Here is a 17,100-nt window from a genome sequence, read left to right on the forward strand (position 1 = left end):
AGGTTCGGCGAGGTGAACCCGAACTGCCCGCACGGCTGGCCGCGGCCGGAAACCGAGATGACCTGCCTGGACGACCGGGAAGTCGTGTTCCGCGGCGACCAGGTCTCGGTGCGGTTCGGCGAAGCCGCGGCCTCGCCCGGTTCCTCGACGGGCTCGACTTCCGCGGCTGGGAAGGCGAGCGACGCTGGGTCAACGCCGACCGCGACCTGATCGTCTCCGCGACCCACCACTCCGGCGGCCGCGTCGAACTGGCCTGGACGCTGCGGCCGTGGCGGCATTCCGTCTACGGCGAATGGGAAGCCACCGTCACGACCACGATGGAGGCTGGCGCGGAGAAGGACGACCTGGCCGCGCAGCTGCACGATTTCCTTACCGCCGAAGGGTTTCCGGTCGAATACCGCGACGCCGAGTTCAGCTGACCGTCGCCACCAGGAACTCCTCCCCCGACGTCTCCAGCCCGTCCGACCGACCGGACAGATACCGCTTGTTCAGCTCGGCCGCACTGACGTGCCGGACGTCCTGGAAACCGCACTCCCGCGCGAGATCCAGCATCTCGTCCGGCGCGAAGAAGCTCACGAACGGCGTCCCCGCCGCCTTCGCGCCCTTCATCGCCGCTGCCCGGGCCGCGCGATCGGGTTCGTCCAGGTACTCCTCCGGCATCTGGAACGTCATCGCCACCACGGTGCCCGGCGCGAAACCGGCGAGCGCGCGCAATGTCGCGGCGTTCGCCTCGCGAGTCAGATACATGCTGACTCCCGTCGACGCCACTACGGCGGGTTTCTCCAGCTCGAAACCGTTGGCAGCCAAACGTTCCGGCCACTGTTCGCCGGATTCGAAGTCGACCGGTACGAACCGGTACGGGGCGGGCAGCCCGAGTTCGGCCAGCCGTGCGCGCTTCCACTCCTGCGTGCCCGGCTGGTCGATCTCGAACACCCGCACGCCCAGCTCCGGTTCCCGCTGCGCGAACGTGTCCAGCCCGGCGCCGAGCAGGACGTACTGCGAGACCCCGCGTTCGCGCACCAGATCTTCGACAAACCGGCTGCGCAACGCGATTCCCGCGCGGAACCGGCGGGTGAAGTCCAGGTCCATGTCCGGCCGGGAGCGCCAGTCCGGACCGGGATCGGCCAACTGGAGCCCGATCTCGTCGGCCAGCGCGTGCGGCGGCGGATCGGCGAGCACGTGCAGCGCGCGCCACAACGCGACGCGCACCGCGGTGTGGTCCGGCTCGCTCACTTCGGGGCCCGCAGGGTCCAGATCCGGCCGTCCGGGTCCCGCACGGTCATCTCGCGCGTGCCGTAGTGAGTGTCTTCGAACGGGGTGACGACGTCGAGTTCCGCGTCGACCGACTCGTCCGGCACCGCCACCACCACGGCCGTGCGCGGCTCCTGGTTTTCGGGCACCTCGACGACGAACACCGGTGCGCCGTCGCCGTTCGAGAGCTGGCCCGAGTTGTGGTCGGTCTCGAAATCGAGGCTGAACCCCACGCGCTGCAGGAACTTCGCGGTCTTGCCCCAGTTGTGCGTCTCCATGACGAACATCGTGATGCCGTCGCTCATGTCAGCCGTCCTCTCGTTGGTCGGGCGAGGTGCCGAGATAGGCCCGCAAGGCCGCGGTGACCAGCGCGGACAGTGACTGCTCGGTCTCGATCGCCCGGTACTTCACCTGCTTGATCAGCTCGACCGGCAGGTAGACGTTGAATTGTTTGACCTCTTCACCGGCCATCCTAGGATGCTAGCAATCTAGCCAGCGGCGGACAAGGCCCGCCCCTGGCGCTCGTGAGAAGGTGGAGGCATGGCGAAACCCTCCGGGCTGCAGATCAGGAACATCATCGCCGCCGTCCTGATGGCTGCCGCGTTCGTGTTCAACCTGGTGACCGGCGGCCCGTGGTGGGTCACCGCGATCGTCGGCGTCGCGGCTCTGCTGTCGTCCTTCTCCGCCTACTTGAACCGCCCCAGCGCGCGCGGCTGACCCGTCCGTCCCTTCCGGCCCGCACGCTCGGGCAGGAAGATCGTCTCGTTCAGCCTTCGTCCGCACGCACGTCGCCTCCGGTTCAGCCGCCGCTGCTCTACTCGGCGCGGCCCGATCGCGGCAGGCGAAGGAGTGTTGGTGGCAGGGAACGGCTTCACCGTCCACCCGGACGAGCTGCACACATTCAGCGAGTACCTGGACAAGACCACCGTGCCGACGGTAAACGACTCCGCGAAGGCGGTGGACGACGCCAACGGCGGGGACATCGACGCGTTCGGCGTCGTGCTCGCGCAGGTGCTCGCGATTCCGGCGCGCATCGCGCTGAAGGCCGTCTCCGACAATCTGCACGGCGTCGCGAAGGACGTGACCGACAGCGCGGACAAGACGCGACAGGCCAGCGAGCAGTACAGCAAGGGCGACCAGGACCTCGCGAAGGCGTTCGACAAGTTCAAGCCGGAGCAGGTGAAATGAGCGTCGTCGAGCCCATCACCGATGCGAACAGCACCACCGGCGCCGGGGTCGCGGACAGCTGGCACAGCGTCGTCTCGTCGATCCAGGAAATCCAGCACCTGCACGGCGCCGACGCGGCCGCGGTGGGGGTCGAGATCGGCGTCTCGATCGTCGGCGCGATCGCGGACACCGCGGCCTTCGTCCTCGACCCGTTCGGCAAACTGATCGCGGCCGGGCTCGGCTGGCTGATCGAGCACATCTCGTTCCTCAAAGAGGGCCTCGACAAGCTCGCCGGCGACCCCGCGGCGATCAAGAAAATGGCCGAGGAACTGCACAAGACCGCGCAGAACCTGCGCAACGCGGCGAAGGACCTCGACACCACGCTGCAGAAAACGGTCACCGACTGGCAGGGCGACGGCGCCGAGGCGTTCAAGAAGAACATCGGCGACCGGCGCGGCCAGATCGACAGCGCCGGACAGGCGGTCGACGTCGCCGGTTACGTCGTCGAGACGACGATGGCCCTGGTCACCGTGGTGCGCTCGCTGATCCGCGACCTGATCACGACGTTCCTCGGCGACGTCATCGCGACGATGCTGATCGCCCTCGCGATGGCGGCGTTCACGTTCGGCGCGTCGATCGTGGTCGGGGTCGGCAACGTGATCCGGTCGGGGATTTCGCTGGCGCTGACGATGGCGTCCAAGATCGCCCGGGTGGTCGGCCTGGGAGGGCGGACCGCGAGCCGGTTGGCGCAACTGGCGGAGAAGGTGAAACCCGGACGCGGCGGCGGCTCGCACGGCGGCGGGAACAACCACGAGATGACCGACCTGGGCGGCAACCACGGCGGCGGCCATGGCGGCGGGACCGGTGGCGGCGGTGGCGGTCAGGGCGGGCAGGGTGGTCACGGCGGGAACAACACGCCGCATGACGACACGCCGGGTGGCAGCAACAACCACCACGACGACACGCCCGGCGGGAACAACACCCCGCACGACGACACCCCCGGCAACAGCACCCCGCACGACGACACGCCAGGCGGCAACAACCACCACGACGACACCCCCGGCGGAAACAACACCCCGCACGAAGAGCGGCCGAACAACCAGCCGCACGAGGACGATCCGTTCGACACCTGGCTGGCCGCGGATCAGCACTTCAACCCGCCGCCCAACCGCCCCCACGACAGTCCTGGCGGCAATCCGCACCACGAAGACACCCCGGGCGGGGGCGGCAACCACGAGAACACGCCGGGCGGCCACGACAACACCCCCGGCGGGAACAACCAGCACCACGACACCCCTGGCGGCAGCAACACGCCGCACGATGAGACTCCCGGCGGGAACAACCACCACGACGACAACCCGGGCGGGAACCAGAACCACGAGACCAACGGCGACCATCACGGCGACAACGCAGGCGGCAATCACCAAGAAGGCAACCAAGGCGGCAATCACCAGGAAAACAACCAAGGCGGCGAGCACGGCAACACCCAGGGCAACGGAGGCGGATCCGGTCGTCCCCCAGGCCCGCAGTCGCCGCTCAAGCCTTACGAGTTCAGCTGGATGAAGAAGCACGAAAGCTGGCTCGAGAACATGTGCGACCTCCCCCAGGTTCAGAAGTACACCGGGGGCAAGAACGTCTGGAAGGACATCGTCAAGGCCCCGGACGAGTACTTCAAGACGCACCCGAAGCTCTACCCCTTCCTCAAGGGTCTTGCCGACGCCAAGAGCAGCAAGAACTTCGTGGGCTGGATCGGCAAGGACGCGATCAACTTCGACAAGGCGATCACCGACATCCACATGCAGGCCGAGGAAGCCTGGAAGACCTCCGACGAGGAGTGGCGCAAGGAGCATCCGGATCCGGCCGCCGAAGGAAGCACCGCGGAGTAACGAAAAAACCGTGCGGGTCACCCGGAAGGAATTCCAGGGTGACCCGCACGGCTGTGACCGAGCCGAAAGGTCAGTCGGACGTCTCCGCGAACCGTGCCGTCATGGCTTCCCTGCCGCGTTTGCTCAGTTCGCCGAACAGGCGCAGCCGGGCGAGGCCGCCGTCGGGGTAGATGTCCAGGCGGACTTCCGTTACCTCGGGGCCGTCGTCCGCCAGGGCGAAGCGGTGCCGGGTGTCGGGCTGCAACCTGGTGCGCGGCAACAGTTCCACCCACTCGCCCTCGTCCAGGCGGCCGCTCACCGACGCCCAGCCGGGGGCGTTTCCCTTGAGGTTGCTGGTGTCCAGTTCCACGAACCGGACCAAGCCCGCGCCCGCCAGGGACACCGTCGCCCAGTCGTTGCCGTCGTCGCGGCGGCGGGCGGTTTCCCAGCCCTCCGCCTGGTGCGCGGCCAGGCCCGGCGACAGCATGTTGTTCGGCGACGAATAGAACATGTCGCTGCAACCCGTGACGACCGCGCCGTTCTCCAGCGCCGCCAAGTCCAGGGAGCGCGGGTCGAGCAGCGATGGGTCGGGAACCGGCGAACCGTGTACGCGCAGTCGGGCTACGCCGCCGTCGGGGTGCTGGGTGAGGCGCACGTGGGTGTAGCGCCGCGGGGACGTCACCTTGTAGTAGTTCTCCGAGTCGCCGACCGCCGGTTCGTGGTCGACCAGGACGTCCCAGTCGGCGTCCTGCAGTTCGGCCGCGCTCGGGTAGCCGGGGACGGACGTCGCCGCCACGGACACGAACGGCGGGTAGTTGCCCTTGAAGAACGCCGTGTCCACCACCACCCCGGACACCACGCCGCCGAGGCCGAGGCGGATCAGGGCGTGGTCGTCGCCGGGTTCGCGGTGCCGCCGGGTCTCCCAGCCGTCGTACACCTGGCCTTTCGGGCCGAACGTTTCGGCGCGGTGCGCCGGCCGCCACGGGTTGACCAGGTTTTCCTTCTCGGCGAACAGTTCGTCGCTCGCCCACATCACGGTGCCCCCGAACAGGCGCGAGGCCAGATCGGGCTGGGTAGTCCACTCCGGACGGTCGGACACGTGCTCCTCCATCTCTTCAGCAATTGCCCCGGGTCAGCAGAGTCCCCCTCGGTTCGCCGCCGGTCACCGGCTCGCCGCGCAGCCACGTGCCGCGCACGACGCCGGCCAGCGGACGCTGGTCGTACGCGCTCACCGGGTTGCGGTGCTTGAGCTTCGCGACGTCCACGACGAAAGCCTCGTCCGGCGCGAAGACGCAGAAATCGGCGTCGCAGCCCACTTCCAGCTTGCCCTTGCGCGTCATCCCGACCTGCGCGGCCGGTCGCTCGGCCATCCACCGCACGACATCAGTCAGACCGAAGCCGCGCTGGCGGGCCTGCGTCCAGATCGCGGGCAGACCGAGCTGCAGGCTGGAAATACCGCCCCAGGCAAGACCGAAATCGCCGGTGTCGAAGCGTTTCAGCTCCGGCGTGCACGGCGAATGGTCGCTGACGATCGTGTCGATCACGCCGTCCGCCAAACCCTGCCACAGCAATTCCCGGTTCGCCGCCTCGCGGATCGGCGGGCAGCACTTGAATTGCGTTGCCCCGTCCCGGATTTCCTCCGCGACGAACGACAAATAATGCGGACAGGTTTCCACCGACAGCGCGACACCCTCGCGGCGGGCGCTGGCAATCAGCGGCAGAGCGTCCGAAGAGGACAGATGCAGGATGTGCGCGCGGGCGCCGGTGCGCCGCGCCGCTTCGATCACGTGCGTGATGGCCAGGTTTTCCGCGCCGCGCGGGCGGGAACCGAGGAAGTCGTGGTACTTCTCGCCGTGCGGGTCGGGAGCGGCGTCGATCGCGTCGGAATCCTCCGCGTGCACGATCATCTGCGCGTCGAACGATTTCAGCTCGCGCAGCGCGGATTCCAGGCCGTCCGCGTCCAGGGGCGGGAACTCGTCGACGCCGGAGTGCAGCAGGAAGCACTTGAAACCGAAGACGCCTTCGTCGTGCAGCCCGCGCAAATCGCCTTCGTTGCCCGGAATCGCGCCGCCCCAGAACCCGACGTCCACGTGCACGCGACCGCTCGCCGCCTTGCGCTTGACCTCGAGCGCGGCCACGTCGACCGTCGGCGGCAGGCTGTTGAGCGGCATGTCCACGATCGTGGTGACGCCACCGGCGGCGGCCGCGCGCGTCGCGGTCTCGAAACCCTCCCACTCGGCCCGGCCGGGGTCGTTGACGTGCACGTGGGTGTCGACGAGACCGGGCAGCAACACCTCGTCCTCGGCCAGCTCGACGAGCCGCGTGCCCGGCATCTCGACAACGCCGGGTTCCGCGGCGACAATCCGGCCGTCCCGCACGCCGATCGTCGCCGGCCCGAGACCGGCGGGGGTCACCGCACGCGCGGCCCGCACCACGAGGTCCATCGACGGTCTCCTCCACTTCCACGTTACGGAAATACTCTTTCGCTCACCGAGATTAGACACGTCCTTCCCGGCTCGTCAACGCCGTCCCTCCCACGTTACGGTCACCAGGTGGAGTTGGAAGCCGAGTTCACCAGCGAGCCGTTTCGCGGCGAGGGCGCACCGCCGGAGCACGCCGTCCGCGCCCGCGACGCCGCCGACGCGGCCGGGCTCGACACCGACTTCGGCCCCCTCGGCACCCTGGCCCGCGGCACCGCCGACGAGCTGTTCGCCGCGCTGCCCTCGATCGCCCGCGCCGCCCTCGAAGGCGGGGCCACCCGGGTGACGCTGCAACTGCGCCGAACCGACGATTCCGACACCGTTCCGGCGGTCGAACTCAACAGCGCGCTGTCGCGATTGATCTCCGACGTGGAACGCGAACTCGGCTCGAAACTCCGCGATCTCGACCGCCCGGAAAAGCAGCGCGCGGTCCGCCTCCTGCGCGAGCGCGGGGCTTTCAACCTGCGGAAATCGGTTTCGGCGGTCGCCGAGGAACTGGGCGTCACGCGGTTCACGGTCTACAACTACCTCAACCGGGAAGCCGACTGAGCCGCGATTCAACAAAGTGTTGACGCACGCTCGACCCGGCCGTACGGTCAGCGGAACACCACCTCCCCGGAGGAGATTCCGTTGCCGCTCGCACTCGCCGAGTTCAACTCCGCATCCGCCGCCGAACTCCGGCCGACGCTCAGCGCCTGCCTGGCTGTGCCGCGCTGGGTCGACACCGTGCTCGACGGCCGTCCGTACGCCGATTTCGCCGCGCTGAGCAAGAGCGCGGACAGCGCGACCCCGTTGCGCCGCAACGAGATCCGCGACGCGATCGCCGCACACCCGAGGATCGGGGAACGCCCGACCAGCAAGGGCAGCGACGCCGACTGGTCGCGTTCGGAGCAGTCCGGCGTGGACAACGCGGACGAATTCGCCGCCGCCAACGCCGAGTACGAAGCCCGCTTCGGCCACGTCTTCCTGGTGTGCGCGAGCGGGCGCAGCGGCGAGGAACTGCTCGCGAACCTGCGCTCCCGGCTCGGCAACGACCCGGACACCGAACTCGACGTCGCCGGCGCGGAGCTGGCCAAGATCGCGCAACTGCGCCTCGCGAAAGCGGTAACAGCATGAGTCTTGTGACCACGCACGTCCTCGACACCGCGACCGGGAAACCCGCCGCCGGGATCGCCGTGCGCTTCGAGCGCCAGGACGGCTCGCTCGTCGCCGAAGGCAAGACCGACGACGACGGCCGCATCCGCGATCTCGGCCCGGACACGCTCGACCCCGGGGTGTACCGGCTGATCTTCGACACCGGGAGCTACCTCGGCCCGGAGGCGTTCTTCCCCGACGTCACGATCGGTTTCCGGATCGTCGACGGCACGTCGCACCACCACGTGCCGGTGCTGCTGAGCCCGTTCGCCTATTCCACCTATCGCGGGAGCTGACATGGGAATCTCGTTGGGCCCCAACCAGTACGGCAAGGCCGAGGTCCGCCTCGTCACCGTCCGGCGCGCCGGCGGCGTGCACCACCTGCGCGACCTCACGGTGTCCTCGGCCCTGCGCGGCGACCTGTCGGCCACGCACCTCACCGGCGACAACTCCGCCGTGCTGGCCACCGACACGCAGAAGAACACGGTGTACGCGTTCGCCAAGCAGCAGGACGTCGGCGAGATCGAAGACTTCGCGCTGCGGCTCGGCCGGCACTTCGTCGGCACGCAGGAAAAGATCACCGGTGCGCGGATTTCCGTCGAAGAGCAGGAATGGGACCGCATCACGGTGGACGGCGCGCCGCACGACCACTCGTTCAGCAGCTCCGGCGGCGAACGCCGCACCACGACCGTCACCGTGCACGCCGACCGCGCCTGGGTGGTGTCCGGAGTAGACGGTCTGGTGGTGCTCAAGTCCACCGGGTCCGAATTCCACGGGTACCCGAAGGACGAATACACCACGCTCGTCGAAACCGACGACCGCATTCTCGCCACCGCCGTCACCGCGCGCTGGCGCTACGAGGGATTCACCGGGATCGACTGGGCCAAGAGCCATCGGGAGATCCGGCGGACGCTCCTGGAGACGTTCGCCACCAAGCACAGTCTTTCGCTGCAGCAGACCCTGTACGCGATGGGCGAAGCCGTGCTGCAGGCACGGCCGGAAGTAGCCGAGATCCGGTTCTCCCTGCCCAACAAGCATCACTTCCTCGTCGATCTAAGCCCCTTCGGCCTCGAGAACCACAACGAGGTGTTCTACGCCGCCGACCGCCCGTACGGCCTCATCGAAGGCACGGTGGTCCGCGACGAAGCCGAAGAGCCCGGCCCGGCCTGGACCGACGCCGTGCTCTAGCCCCGAGTCCCCTCCGGGAGAGCGCATGTCAGTTGCACAGGAACGACCTTCTCGGCACCCCGTGGACGCGGCGCCTCCGCTGCCGCAGTTGATCCTCGGCGGAATCCAGCACGTAGCGGCCATGTACGCCGGAGTGGTGGCACCACCGCTCGTCATCGGCGCGGCCGTAGGCCTCTCCCCCGGCCAGCTCGCGCTGCTGATCAGCGCGGCGTTGTTCACCGCGGGGCTGGCCACTCTCTTGCAGACCCTCGGCTTCTGGCGTTTCGGCGCGAGACTGCCGCTGGTCAACGGCGTCACTTTCGCCGCTGTCGCACCCATCCTGTCCATCGCGGCGCAGCATCGCGACGGCAACGCGCTGGGCGTCGTCTACGGCGCCACGCTCGTCGGCGGCGTGTTCGTCGTGTTCGCCGCACCGTTTTTCTCCAAGCTGACGCGGTTTTTCCCGCCGGTGGTGACGGGGACGGTCATCACGCTCATCGGGATCTCGCTGCTGCCGGTCGCCGTGCAGTGGATCGCCGCGCAGCACAAATCGGCCAAGCCCAGCGGGCTCCTGCTGGCCGGGATCACGCTGGTCGCGGTGCTGGTCTTCACCCGGTTCCTGACCGGGTTCTGGAGCCGGATCGCGCTGCTGCTCGGCCTGGTCGCCGGTACCGCGGCGGCGTGGCCGATGGGCCAGGTCGACACCTCGACGCTGAAGCAGGCCCCGGTGTTCGGCATCGTGACGCCGTTCCATTTCGGCACGCCGTCGTTCGACATCGCGGCGATCGTCTCGATGCTCATCGTGATGCTGGTGATCATGGCGGAAAGCACCGCTGACCTGCTGGCACTCGGCGAGATCGTGGACCGGCCGACCACCAGCCGCGTCTTGGCCGACGGCCTGCGCGCGGACGGGCTCTCCACCGCCGTCGGCACGATCTTCGGCGGATTCGCCTGCACGGCGTTCGCGCAGAACATCGGCCTCGTGTCGCTCACCCGCATGGTCAGCCGGTACGTGGTCGCGGCCAGCGGCGTCGTGCTCGTGCTGCTGGGCGTGTTCCCGGTGACCGGCGGGATCGTCGCGCTGGTGCCGCAGCCGGTGCTCGGCGGGGCCGGGCTGGTGCTGTTCGGCAGCGTCGCGGTGAGCGGCGTCCGGACGCTCGCGAAGGCGTCGTTCGAGCATCCGATCAACGTCGCGATCGTCGCCGCGTCGCTCGGGGTCGGGCTCATCCCGATCGCCATGCCGGACTTCTACTCCGGATTCCCGGCGGCGCTGCAGGTCGTGCTCAACTCCGGGATCAGCGCGGGCTGCGTGACCGCGGTGGTGCTCAACCTGGTGCTCCGGCCGCGCTTGATAGAACGCTCTACTGTCCAGGAGCTATCCTCGGTGTCGTGACTGGCACCAAGGACCGGATCCTCGCCGCCGGGGCGGAACTGTTCCGGCAAGGCGGGTACGCGGGCACCGGCATGAAGCAGATTGTCGAGAAGGCCGGCGCGCCCTTCGGGTCGGTGTACCACTTCTTCCCCGGCGGCAAGGAGCAGCTGGGCGAAGAAGTGGTACGCACCTCGGGGATGCAGTACGCGCAGCTGTTCGAGGTTTTCATCGCGCCGGCGCCGGACCTGATCACCGGTCTCGAAAGCTTCTTCGCGGGCGCGGTCACCACGCTGCTCGACACGGACTACGTCGAGGGCTGCCCGATCGCGACCGTTGCGCTCGAAGTGGCGACCACGAACGAACCCCTGCGCAAAGCCACCGCGGACGTGTTCGAGGCATGGACCCAAGCGGGCACCAAGGGGTTCTCCGCGTTCGGGCTTCCCGAGGAGCACGCCCGCACGCTCACGCTCGCGTTGGTGACCAGCCTGGAGGGCGCGTTCGTGTTGTGCCGCTCCATGCGGACGACTGAACCGATGGCGGTCGCGGGCGCGGCGGTGGTCGACGTAGCGCGACGGCTGCTGACCGAACTGGGTGACGACGGGAAGCGCCGACCCTCCGGCGGCTAAGCTGGAACCAGCATCCGGGTCCGCAGGAGGTGGCCGGTGTTCGGTCTCAGCATCGACCACATCGTGATTTTGCTGCTCGCCGGGTTGTTCATCCTCGGCCCGGAGCGGCTGCCCGAGGCGGCGCACTGGGTCGCGCAGGCCCTGAAACGCGCGCGCGAGTTCGCCGCGGGCACCAAGGCCCAGCTCGAGGCGGAACTCGGCCCGGAGTACCAGGAGCTGCGGAAACCGTTGCAGGAACTCCAGTCCCTGCGGATGGGCAACCCCCGGGCGGCCGTGACGAGGTACCTGTTCGACGACACTCCCCCGGCCGCGACGCCGCCGCCGGTCCCGCCGGTTCCGGCTCCGGTTCCGTTGCGGGCGAACGAGCGGCCGCCGGTCGATCCCGACGCCACCTGATCATCCGGCCGCGCGCCACGCCCATCCGGCGAGCACGAGCAGTTCGACGAGTTCCAGCACCGCCATCAGCCGTTCCACGAGCCCGGTCGCGACGGTCGGCAGATGCTGCCCGAATGCGACATTGGCCGCGAACGGAATGAGAAACGGCAGAAAGAACGGCACGGCCGCCAACCCCAGAATACGCGACCAGCGCGCATAACCCCGCCAATCCGGCGAATTCCGGTGTGCCCGGCCGAGGAGCCATCCGGCTAACGGCAAACTCACGCAACTGATCCCGGTCGCGCCGAGATGCACTTTGCCGACCCACGACACCGCATTTCCCTGCGGGTCCTTCGTGAACAACGCGACCGCCGCGAGCCCGGCGCACCAGGCGGCCATCGCGACGACCGTCAGCGCTCCGCACAGCAGCCCGCGGCGGCGCAGGACCACGGCCACCACGACCGAACCGGCCGACGTCAGCAGCATCGCCGCTGCCCACATCCACCAGCCGGGAGTCCAGGCGTAGTCGCTGAGCATCGCGCTGACCGGGTCGATCGGGCCCCAGTAGCGGTCGACGTGCAGCACCACCAGGAACGCCGCGGCGAGCAGCACCGCGGCCACCGCCGCGCCGAGCGCGCGTTTCGCGGCTTTCGCCGACGGGGCCGACACCAGCACCGGAGTCAGTTCTGTCGTCACCGCTGGTTCTCCGCTCGCCCGCCCGCTTTCCCGAAAGCATATCCCGGCCGCGGTCCCGTCGCTTTCGGACAGTCCGCCCGAATTGCCGCGCATTCTCAGCGTCCTGCCAGAAATCGCGACTACCCTCGCGGCGGTTCACTGATTTCTACCGACGGGAAATCCATGCCTGCCGCGCGCGGTACGGAATTGCGGCTGCTTCTGTTCGCGGTGGCGATCGTCTGGTGCGCGTTCCTGCTCGTGGACGCGAACGCCTTGGCGCGGCTCAGCTTCTCCGTCGTCGGCTACGGCGCGTCGTTCACCGCGGTGGTCGCGGCGGCGCACCTCGCGGTCCGGCGCTGGGCCCCGCACGCGGACCCGCTGATCCTGCCGTGCACCGTGCTGCTGAACGGGCTGGGACTGGTGGTGATCCACCGGATCGACCTCGGTCTCGCTGAACAGGCGGTGCAGCGGGGCAAGACGTACTCGGCCGTCGCCGGGCAGCAGGTGCTGTGGACCGTCGTGGCGCTGGCCTTGTTCCTGGCAGTGCTCGGTTTCGTCCGCGATCACCGGGTGCTGACCCGGTACGGCTACCTCGCCGGGCTGGCCGGGATCGTCGCGGTGATCCTGCCCGCGCTGCTGCCGTCGTCGCTGTCGGAGGCCAACGGCGCGAAGGTGTGGGTCAGGATCGGCCCGCTGTCGCTCCAGCCGGGCGAGTTCGCGAAGCTGCTGCTGATCGTGTTCGCCGCGACGACGCTGGTGGCGAAACGGGAGCTGTTCCGGGTCGCCGGGCGCAAGGTGCTCGGCGTCGAACTGCCGCGGGCGCGCGACCTCGGGCCGATCGTGCTCGCCGCGCTCGGTTGCGTGGCGGTGCTGGCGTTCGAGAAGGAACTCGGCGCCTCGCTGCTGTTCTTCGGGATCGTGCTGGTGATGATCTACCTCGCGACCGAGCGGGCGGTCTGGGTGTATGCCGGGCTGACGGTGTTCGCGGGCGGCTGCGTGCTGGCGTACTTCCTGTTCAACCACGTGCGGCAGCGGGTCGCGAACTGGATCGACCCGCTCGCGACCTACGACCAGGCCGGCGGCGGGTACCAGATCGCGCAGGGTCTGTTCGGCCTCGGCACCGGCGGCATGGGCGGAACCGGCCTGGGCGCGGGCAGGCCGGACATCGTGCCCGAGGCGAACAGCGACTTCATCACCGCCAGCATCGGCGAGGAACTGGGTTTCCTCGGGCTGGCCGCGGTGCTGATGCTGTACCTGCTGATCGCCCTGCGCGGAATGCGCCACGCGCTCGCCGTCCGCGACAGCTTCGGCAAACTCCTCGGCGGCGGGCTGGCGTTCACCGTGGTGATGCAGATTTTCGTAGTCGTGGGCGGGGTGACGAAGCTGATCCCGGAAACCGGCATCACCGCACCGTTCCTGTCGAAGGGCGGTTCGTCACTGCTCGCGAACTACATCCTGGTCGCGCTGCTGCTGCGGATCTCGGACGCAGCCCGCAAGCCGAGCACGACGGAACCAGTGCAGGCGGTGCGAGCCCCACTGGCGGAGGCGGGGACCGTGCTGGTCAACCGGCCTCGGTGAGCTGTCAGCCTTCGCGCAGCCGGGCACTCGCCTTCGCCAACTCGCCCGCAATCGACGTCTCGTCGGCCGTCCTGAGCTGACCCGTCTCCACCACCGTTTTCCCGCCCACGAACAGCCTCCGCAGCGGCGGCGGCGCGGCCAGCACCAGCGCCGCGACCGGGTCGTCGATGCCCGCGTAGTTCAGCCCGTTCAGGTCCCACACCGCCAGATCCGCGAGCTTCCCCGCCTCTACCGAGCCCATGTCGCGCTCCCGGCCGAGACACCGCGCGCCGCCCATTGTGCCCAGCCACAACGCTTCTCGCGTGGTCAATCCCTTCGGCCCGCCGCGTTGCCGGGCCTGCAGCAACGCCTGGTGCAACTCCTCCGCCAAGCCGCCGGACTCGCTCGAAGCCGCGCCGTCGACGCCCAACCCGACCGGAGCACCGGCGTCGAGAAGGTCGCGCACCGGGGCGATTCCGCTGCCCAGGCGGCCGTTCGACGTTGGGCAATGTGCGGAGCCCGTCGCGGTCGCGCCGAAGCGGCGGATCGCGTCCGGCGCGAGGTGCACGGTATGCGCCAACCAGACATCCGACGCCAGCCAGCCCAGTTTGTCCGCGTACTCCGCGGGCGTGAGACCGGTTTCGGCGAGGCATTGCTTTTCCTCGTCCTGGGTTTCGGCCAGATGCGTGTGCAGCCGGACGCCCTTGCGCCGGGCCAGCTCGGCCGAAGCGGTCATCAGCCGCTCGGTGACGGTGAACGGCGAGCACGGGCCCGCCGCGATCTGCAGGTGCGCGCCCGGCGAGGCGTCGTGGTAGCGGTCGATCGCGGCTTCGGTGCCGAGGAGGGCGTCGTCGGCGGTCTCGACCAAACTGTCCGGCGGCAGCCCGCCGTCCGATTCGCCGCGGTCCATCGAGCCGCGGACCAGGTGCAGCCGCAAGCCGATCCGCTCCCGCGCGGCGACGAGCGCGGCCACCTGGTCGCCGCCGTCGGACGGGAAGACGTAGTGGTGGTCGGCGACCGTGGTGCAGCCGCTCAGGGCGAGCCGCGCCATTCCGGCGGCACCCGCGGCGTGCGTGATCTCCTCGTCCAGCTTGGCCCACACCGGATACAGCGCGACGAGCCACTCGAACAGCGTGTGGTCGGCGGCGAGGCCGCGGGTGGCCCATTGGTAGAGGTGATGGTGCGTGTTCACGAGGCCCGGCGTGACGAGGCAGCCGCTCGCGTCTACGCGTTCGTCCGCCTCGCCGGTGAAGGCGCCGTCGCCGACGGCCGCGATGCGGTCGTCCTCGAGCACAACGTGCCCGTTGCGGTATTCGGGACCGCTGACCGTCGCGATCGCGGCGTTCTCGACGACTGTCCTCATGCGACACTCACCTCCGGAAGGTCTCGTGAGTGGCTACCCCGAACCCGCGGCAGCCACTCACGAAACCCCTCACAACGCCTTGGCCGCGCGATCCGCCACCAGGTTCAGGAACCGGCTCGGGTCCTTCAGCTCGCCGCCCTCGGCGAGCAACGCCATGCCGTGCAGCAGCTCCGCCGTCTCGGCCAGCGAAGTGTCCTCCGGGTGCTCGGCGAACGCCTTGCGCAGACCCGTCACCAGCGCGTGCTCCGGGTTCAGCTCCAGCACGCGCTTCACCGGCGGCAGCTCCTGCCCCATCGCGCGGTACATCTTCTCCAGCGTCGGCGTCAGATCGCCCGCGTCGCCGACGATGCAGGACGGCGACGTCGTGAGCCGCGACGACAGGCGGACCTCCTTGACGGTGTCGGACAGCGTCGCCGACATCCACTTCAGCAGGTCCTCGTACTCGGCCTTCTTCTCGTCGGACGTCTCGTCGCCGAGGTCGACCTCGCCCTTCGCGACCGACTGGAACGTCTTGCCGTCGAAGCCGCTCGCCGACTCCGTCCACATCTCGTCCACCGGGTCGGTGAGGATCAGCACCTCGTACCCCTTGGCGCGGAACGCTTCCAGGTGCGGCGAGTTCTCGATGACGGTGCGCGAATCGCCGGTCAGGTAGTAGATGTGCTCCTGGCCCTCCTTCATCCGCGACACGTAGTCGCGCAGCGAGGTGGGCTTGTCCGCGTGGTGCGTCGAATCGAACGACGAGATCTCCAGGATCTGCTCCCGGTTCTCCGGGTCGTCGATCAGGCCTTCCTTGACCGCGCGGCCGAACTCGGACCAGAACGTCGCGTACTTCTCGGCGTCCTCGGTCATCATCGTCTTGACCGTGGAGAGGATCTTCTTCTCCAGCCGCCGCCGGATCGCGCGGATCTGCCGGTCCTGCTGCAGGATCTCGCGCGACACGTTCAGCGACAGATCCGCCGCGTCGACGACCCCCTTCACGAAGCGCAGGTAGTTCGGCATCAGCGCTTCGCAGTCGTCCATGATGAACACGCGCTTGACGTACAGCTGCACGCCGCGCTTCGCGTCCCGCATGAACAGGTCGACCGGCGCGCGCGAGGGCAGGAACAGCAGCGCCTGGTACTCGAAGGTGCCCTCGGCCTGCATCCGGACCGTCTCGAGCGGGTCGGTCCAGTCGTGGCTGATGTGCTTGTAGAACTCGTGGTACTCCTCGTCGGAGACCTCGTCCTTCGAACGCGCCCAGAGCGCCTTCATGGAGTTGACGGTCTCGAGACCGCTCTCCTCGTCATCCTTGGCTTCTTTGGCCATCTGCACCGGCCAGGTGATGAAGTCGGAGTAGCGCTTGACGATCTCGCGGACCTTCCACGGCGACGTGTAGTCGTAGAGGTGGTCCTCGTCGTCGGCGGGCTTGAGGTGCAGCGTGACCGACGTGCCCTGCGGCGCGTCGGAGAGGGACTCGATCGTGTAGGTGCCCTCGCCGGTGGATTCCCAGCGGACGCCCTCGTCCGTGCCCGCGCGCCGCGTCACCAGCGTGACCTTGTCGGCGACCATGAAGCTCGAGTAGAAGCCGACGCCGAACTGCCCGATCAGGTCCTGTCCGGCGGATTCCTTCGACTCCTTCAGCTTGCGCAGGAAGTCTGCGGTGCCGGATTTCGCGATGGTGCCGATCAGGTTGACGACGTCGTCGCGGCTCATCCCGATGCCGTTGTCGCGCACGGTGAGGGTGCGCGCCTCGGCGTCGAGGAGGATTTCGATGTGCAGGTTGTCGGTCTCGGCCTGCAGATCCTTGTCGCGGTACGTCTCCAGCCGCAGCTTGTCCAGCGCGTCGGAGGCGTTGGAGACCAGCTCGCGCAGGAAGATGTCCTTGTTCGAGTAGATCGAGTGGATCATCAGCTGCAGCAGCTGGCGCGCCTCGGACTGGAACTCCAGCGTTTCGACCGTCCCGGTTTCCTCAGCCATGTGTTTCCTTTCCCGCCCCTGAAAAGACCGGCGTGAAGTCTACCCAGCGCGACCGACAGAACGTGCGGAGACCGCGAAGTCCGATTGCCGCCAGCGGTGCCCGGCCGGGACG

Annotated in this window: 20 protein-coding genes; 12 read left to right on the top strand and 8 right to left on the bottom strand. The window is 68.7% G+C overall.

The annotated features are described in order from the left end of the window. Positions 1-12: 12 nt before the first annotated feature. The gene (locus PUT80_RS46305) at positions 13-210 is read left to right on the top strand and encodes a hypothetical protein (protein WP_134668054.1); all 198 of its coding nucleotides are present in this window, start codon (positions 13-15) and stop codon (positions 208-210) included. A 201-nt stretch (positions 211-411) separates the two neighbouring features. On the opposite strand, the gene PUT80_RS21510 is transcribed toward PUT80_RS46305, so the two are convergent. From PUT80_RS21510 to PUT80_RS21520, 3 genes are read right to left on the bottom strand one after another with little or no spacing between them, the layout of a single operon-like run. Beyond that, on the bottom strand, positions 412-1,233 hold the full coding sequence (locus tag PUT80_RS21510) for a class I SAM-dependent methyltransferase (protein WP_275293246.1): 822 nt from the start codon (positions 1,231-1,233) through the stop codon (positions 412-414). Beyond that, positions 1,230-1,556 (bottom strand): glyoxalase, encoded by a 327-nt coding sequence (locus tag PUT80_RS21515; protein ID WP_037810255.1) that lies wholly within the window; start codon positions 1,554-1,556, stop codon positions 1,230-1,232. The genes PUT80_RS21510 and PUT80_RS21515 overlap by 4 nt, the downstream gene beginning before the upstream one ends. 1 nt (position 1,557) lies before the next feature. After that, positions 1,558-1,722, bottom strand: a complete 165-nt coding sequence (locus PUT80_RS21520; RefSeq protein WP_134668052.1) for a ribbon-helix-helix protein, CopG family — start codon at positions 1,720-1,722, stop codon at positions 1,558-1,560. Positions 1,723-1,791: 69 nt separating this feature from the next. Here PUT80_RS21520 and PUT80_RS21525 point away from each other — a divergent pair, with 69 nt between their 5' ends. The 3 genes from PUT80_RS21525 to PUT80_RS21535 all read left to right on the top strand — a co-directional run bounded on the left by PUT80_RS21525 (position 1,792) and on the right by PUT80_RS21535 (position 4,304). Then, entirely contained in the window at positions 1,792-1,968 is a 177-nt protein-coding gene (locus PUT80_RS21525; protein WP_167441866.1) for a hypothetical protein, read from the top strand. A 138-nt stretch (positions 1,969-2,106) separates the two neighbouring features. Next, positions 2,107-2,439, top strand: coding sequence for a type VII secretion target (locus PUT80_RS21530; protein WP_051171583.1), 333 nt, complete (start codon positions 2,107-2,109; stop codon positions 2,437-2,439). Continuing rightward, entirely contained in the window at positions 2,436-4,304 is a 1,869-nt protein-coding gene (locus PUT80_RS21535) for a hypothetical protein (protein WP_275293247.1), read from the top strand. The genes PUT80_RS21530 and PUT80_RS21535 overlap by 4 nt, the downstream gene beginning before the upstream one ends. A 70-nt stretch (positions 4,305-4,374) precedes the next feature. Here the strand turns inward: PUT80_RS21535 and alc are convergent, their stop codons facing one another. Then, positions 4,375-5,394 carry an allantoicase gene (alc, locus tag PUT80_RS21540; protein WP_037810253.1) on the bottom strand — a complete coding sequence of 340 codons (1,020 nt, stop codon included), beginning with the start codon at positions 5,392-5,394 and terminating at the stop codon, positions 4,375-4,377. Between the two features lie 4 nt (positions 5,395-5,398). Further along, a complete protein-coding gene (gene allB, locus PUT80_RS21545) occupies positions 5,399-6,727 on the bottom strand; it encodes an allantoinase AllB (protein WP_275293248.1) in 1,329 nt (442 codons plus the stop codon). Between the two features lie 108 nt (positions 6,728-6,835). On the opposite strand from allB, the gene PUT80_RS21550 reads away from it, so the two are divergent. From PUT80_RS21550 to PUT80_RS21580, 7 genes are all read left to right on the top strand, one after another. Then, positions 6,836-7,312 (top strand): helix-turn-helix domain-containing protein, encoded by a 477-nt coding sequence (locus tag PUT80_RS21550; RefSeq protein ID WP_043833120.1) that lies wholly within the window; start codon positions 6,836-6,838, stop codon positions 7,310-7,312. An 81-nt stretch (positions 7,313-7,393) separates the two neighbouring features. Beyond that, positions 7,394-7,879: a 2-oxo-4-hydroxy-4-carboxy-5-ureidoimidazoline decarboxylase gene (gene uraD / locus PUT80_RS21555; RefSeq protein ID WP_275293249.1), complete on the top strand. Its 486-nt coding sequence runs from the start codon at positions 7,394-7,396 to the stop codon at positions 7,877-7,879. Continuing rightward, positions 7,876-8,193, top strand: coding sequence for a hydroxyisourate hydrolase (gene uraH, locus PUT80_RS21560; protein ID WP_275293250.1), 318 nt, complete (start codon positions 7,876-7,878; stop codon positions 8,191-8,193). The genes uraD and uraH overlap by 4 nt, the downstream gene beginning before the upstream one ends. Before the next feature lies 1 nt (position 8,194). Next, positions 8,195-9,085 carry a factor-independent urate hydroxylase gene (gene pucL, locus PUT80_RS21565; protein WP_275293251.1) on the top strand — a complete coding sequence of 297 codons (891 nt, stop codon included), beginning with the start codon at positions 8,195-8,197 and terminating at the stop codon, positions 9,083-9,085. Between the two features lie 25 nt (positions 9,086-9,110). Further along, entirely contained in the window at positions 9,111-10,457 is a 1,347-nt protein-coding gene (locus PUT80_RS21570; protein ID WP_275293252.1) for a nucleobase:cation symporter-2 family protein, read from the top strand. After that, positions 10,454-11,062: a TetR/AcrR family transcriptional regulator gene (locus PUT80_RS21575; protein ID WP_275293253.1), complete on the top strand. Its 609-nt coding sequence runs from the start codon at positions 10,454-10,456 to the stop codon at positions 11,060-11,062. Before PUT80_RS21570 ends, PUT80_RS21575 begins: the two co-directional genes overlap by 4 nt. A gap of 36 nt (positions 11,063-11,098) precedes the next feature. Beyond that, the gene (locus PUT80_RS21580) at positions 11,099-11,458 is read left to right on the top strand and encodes a Sec-independent protein translocase TatB (protein WP_275293254.1); all 360 of its coding nucleotides are present in this window, start codon (positions 11,099-11,101) and stop codon (positions 11,456-11,458) included. Here PUT80_RS21580 and PUT80_RS21585 read toward each other — a convergent pair whose 3' ends face one another. After that, complete coding sequence (locus tag PUT80_RS21585) at positions 11,459-12,133, bottom strand: DUF998 domain-containing protein (protein ID WP_275293255.1); 675 nt, start codon at positions 12,131-12,133, stop codon at positions 11,459-11,461. A 162-nt stretch (positions 12,134-12,295) separates the two neighbouring features. Here PUT80_RS21585 and PUT80_RS21590 point away from each other — a divergent pair, with 162 nt between their 5' ends. After that, positions 12,296-13,690 carry an FtsW/RodA/SpoVE family cell cycle protein gene (locus PUT80_RS21590; protein ID WP_275293256.1) on the top strand — a complete coding sequence of 465 codons (1,395 nt, stop codon included), beginning with the start codon at positions 12,296-12,298 and terminating at the stop codon, positions 13,688-13,690. Between the two features lie 4 nt (positions 13,691-13,694). Here the strand turns inward: PUT80_RS21590 and PUT80_RS21595 are convergent, their stop codons facing one another. Further along, positions 13,695-15,032: an 8-oxoguanine deaminase gene (locus PUT80_RS21595; RefSeq protein WP_275293257.1), complete on the bottom strand. Its 1,338-nt coding sequence runs from the start codon at positions 15,030-15,032 to the stop codon at positions 13,695-13,697. Positions 15,033-15,101: 69 nt separating this feature from the next. After that, a complete protein-coding gene (htpG, locus tag PUT80_RS21600; protein WP_043833106.1) occupies positions 15,102-16,988 on the bottom strand; it encodes a molecular chaperone HtpG in 1,887 nt (628 codons plus the stop codon). Between the last annotated feature and the right edge of the window lie 112 nt (positions 16,989-17,100).

It is taken from the genome of Amycolatopsis sp. La24, from assembly GCF_029087445.1.
GTDB lineage: Bacteria > Actinomycetota > Actinomycetes > Mycobacteriales > Pseudonocardiaceae > Amycolatopsis > Amycolatopsis nivea.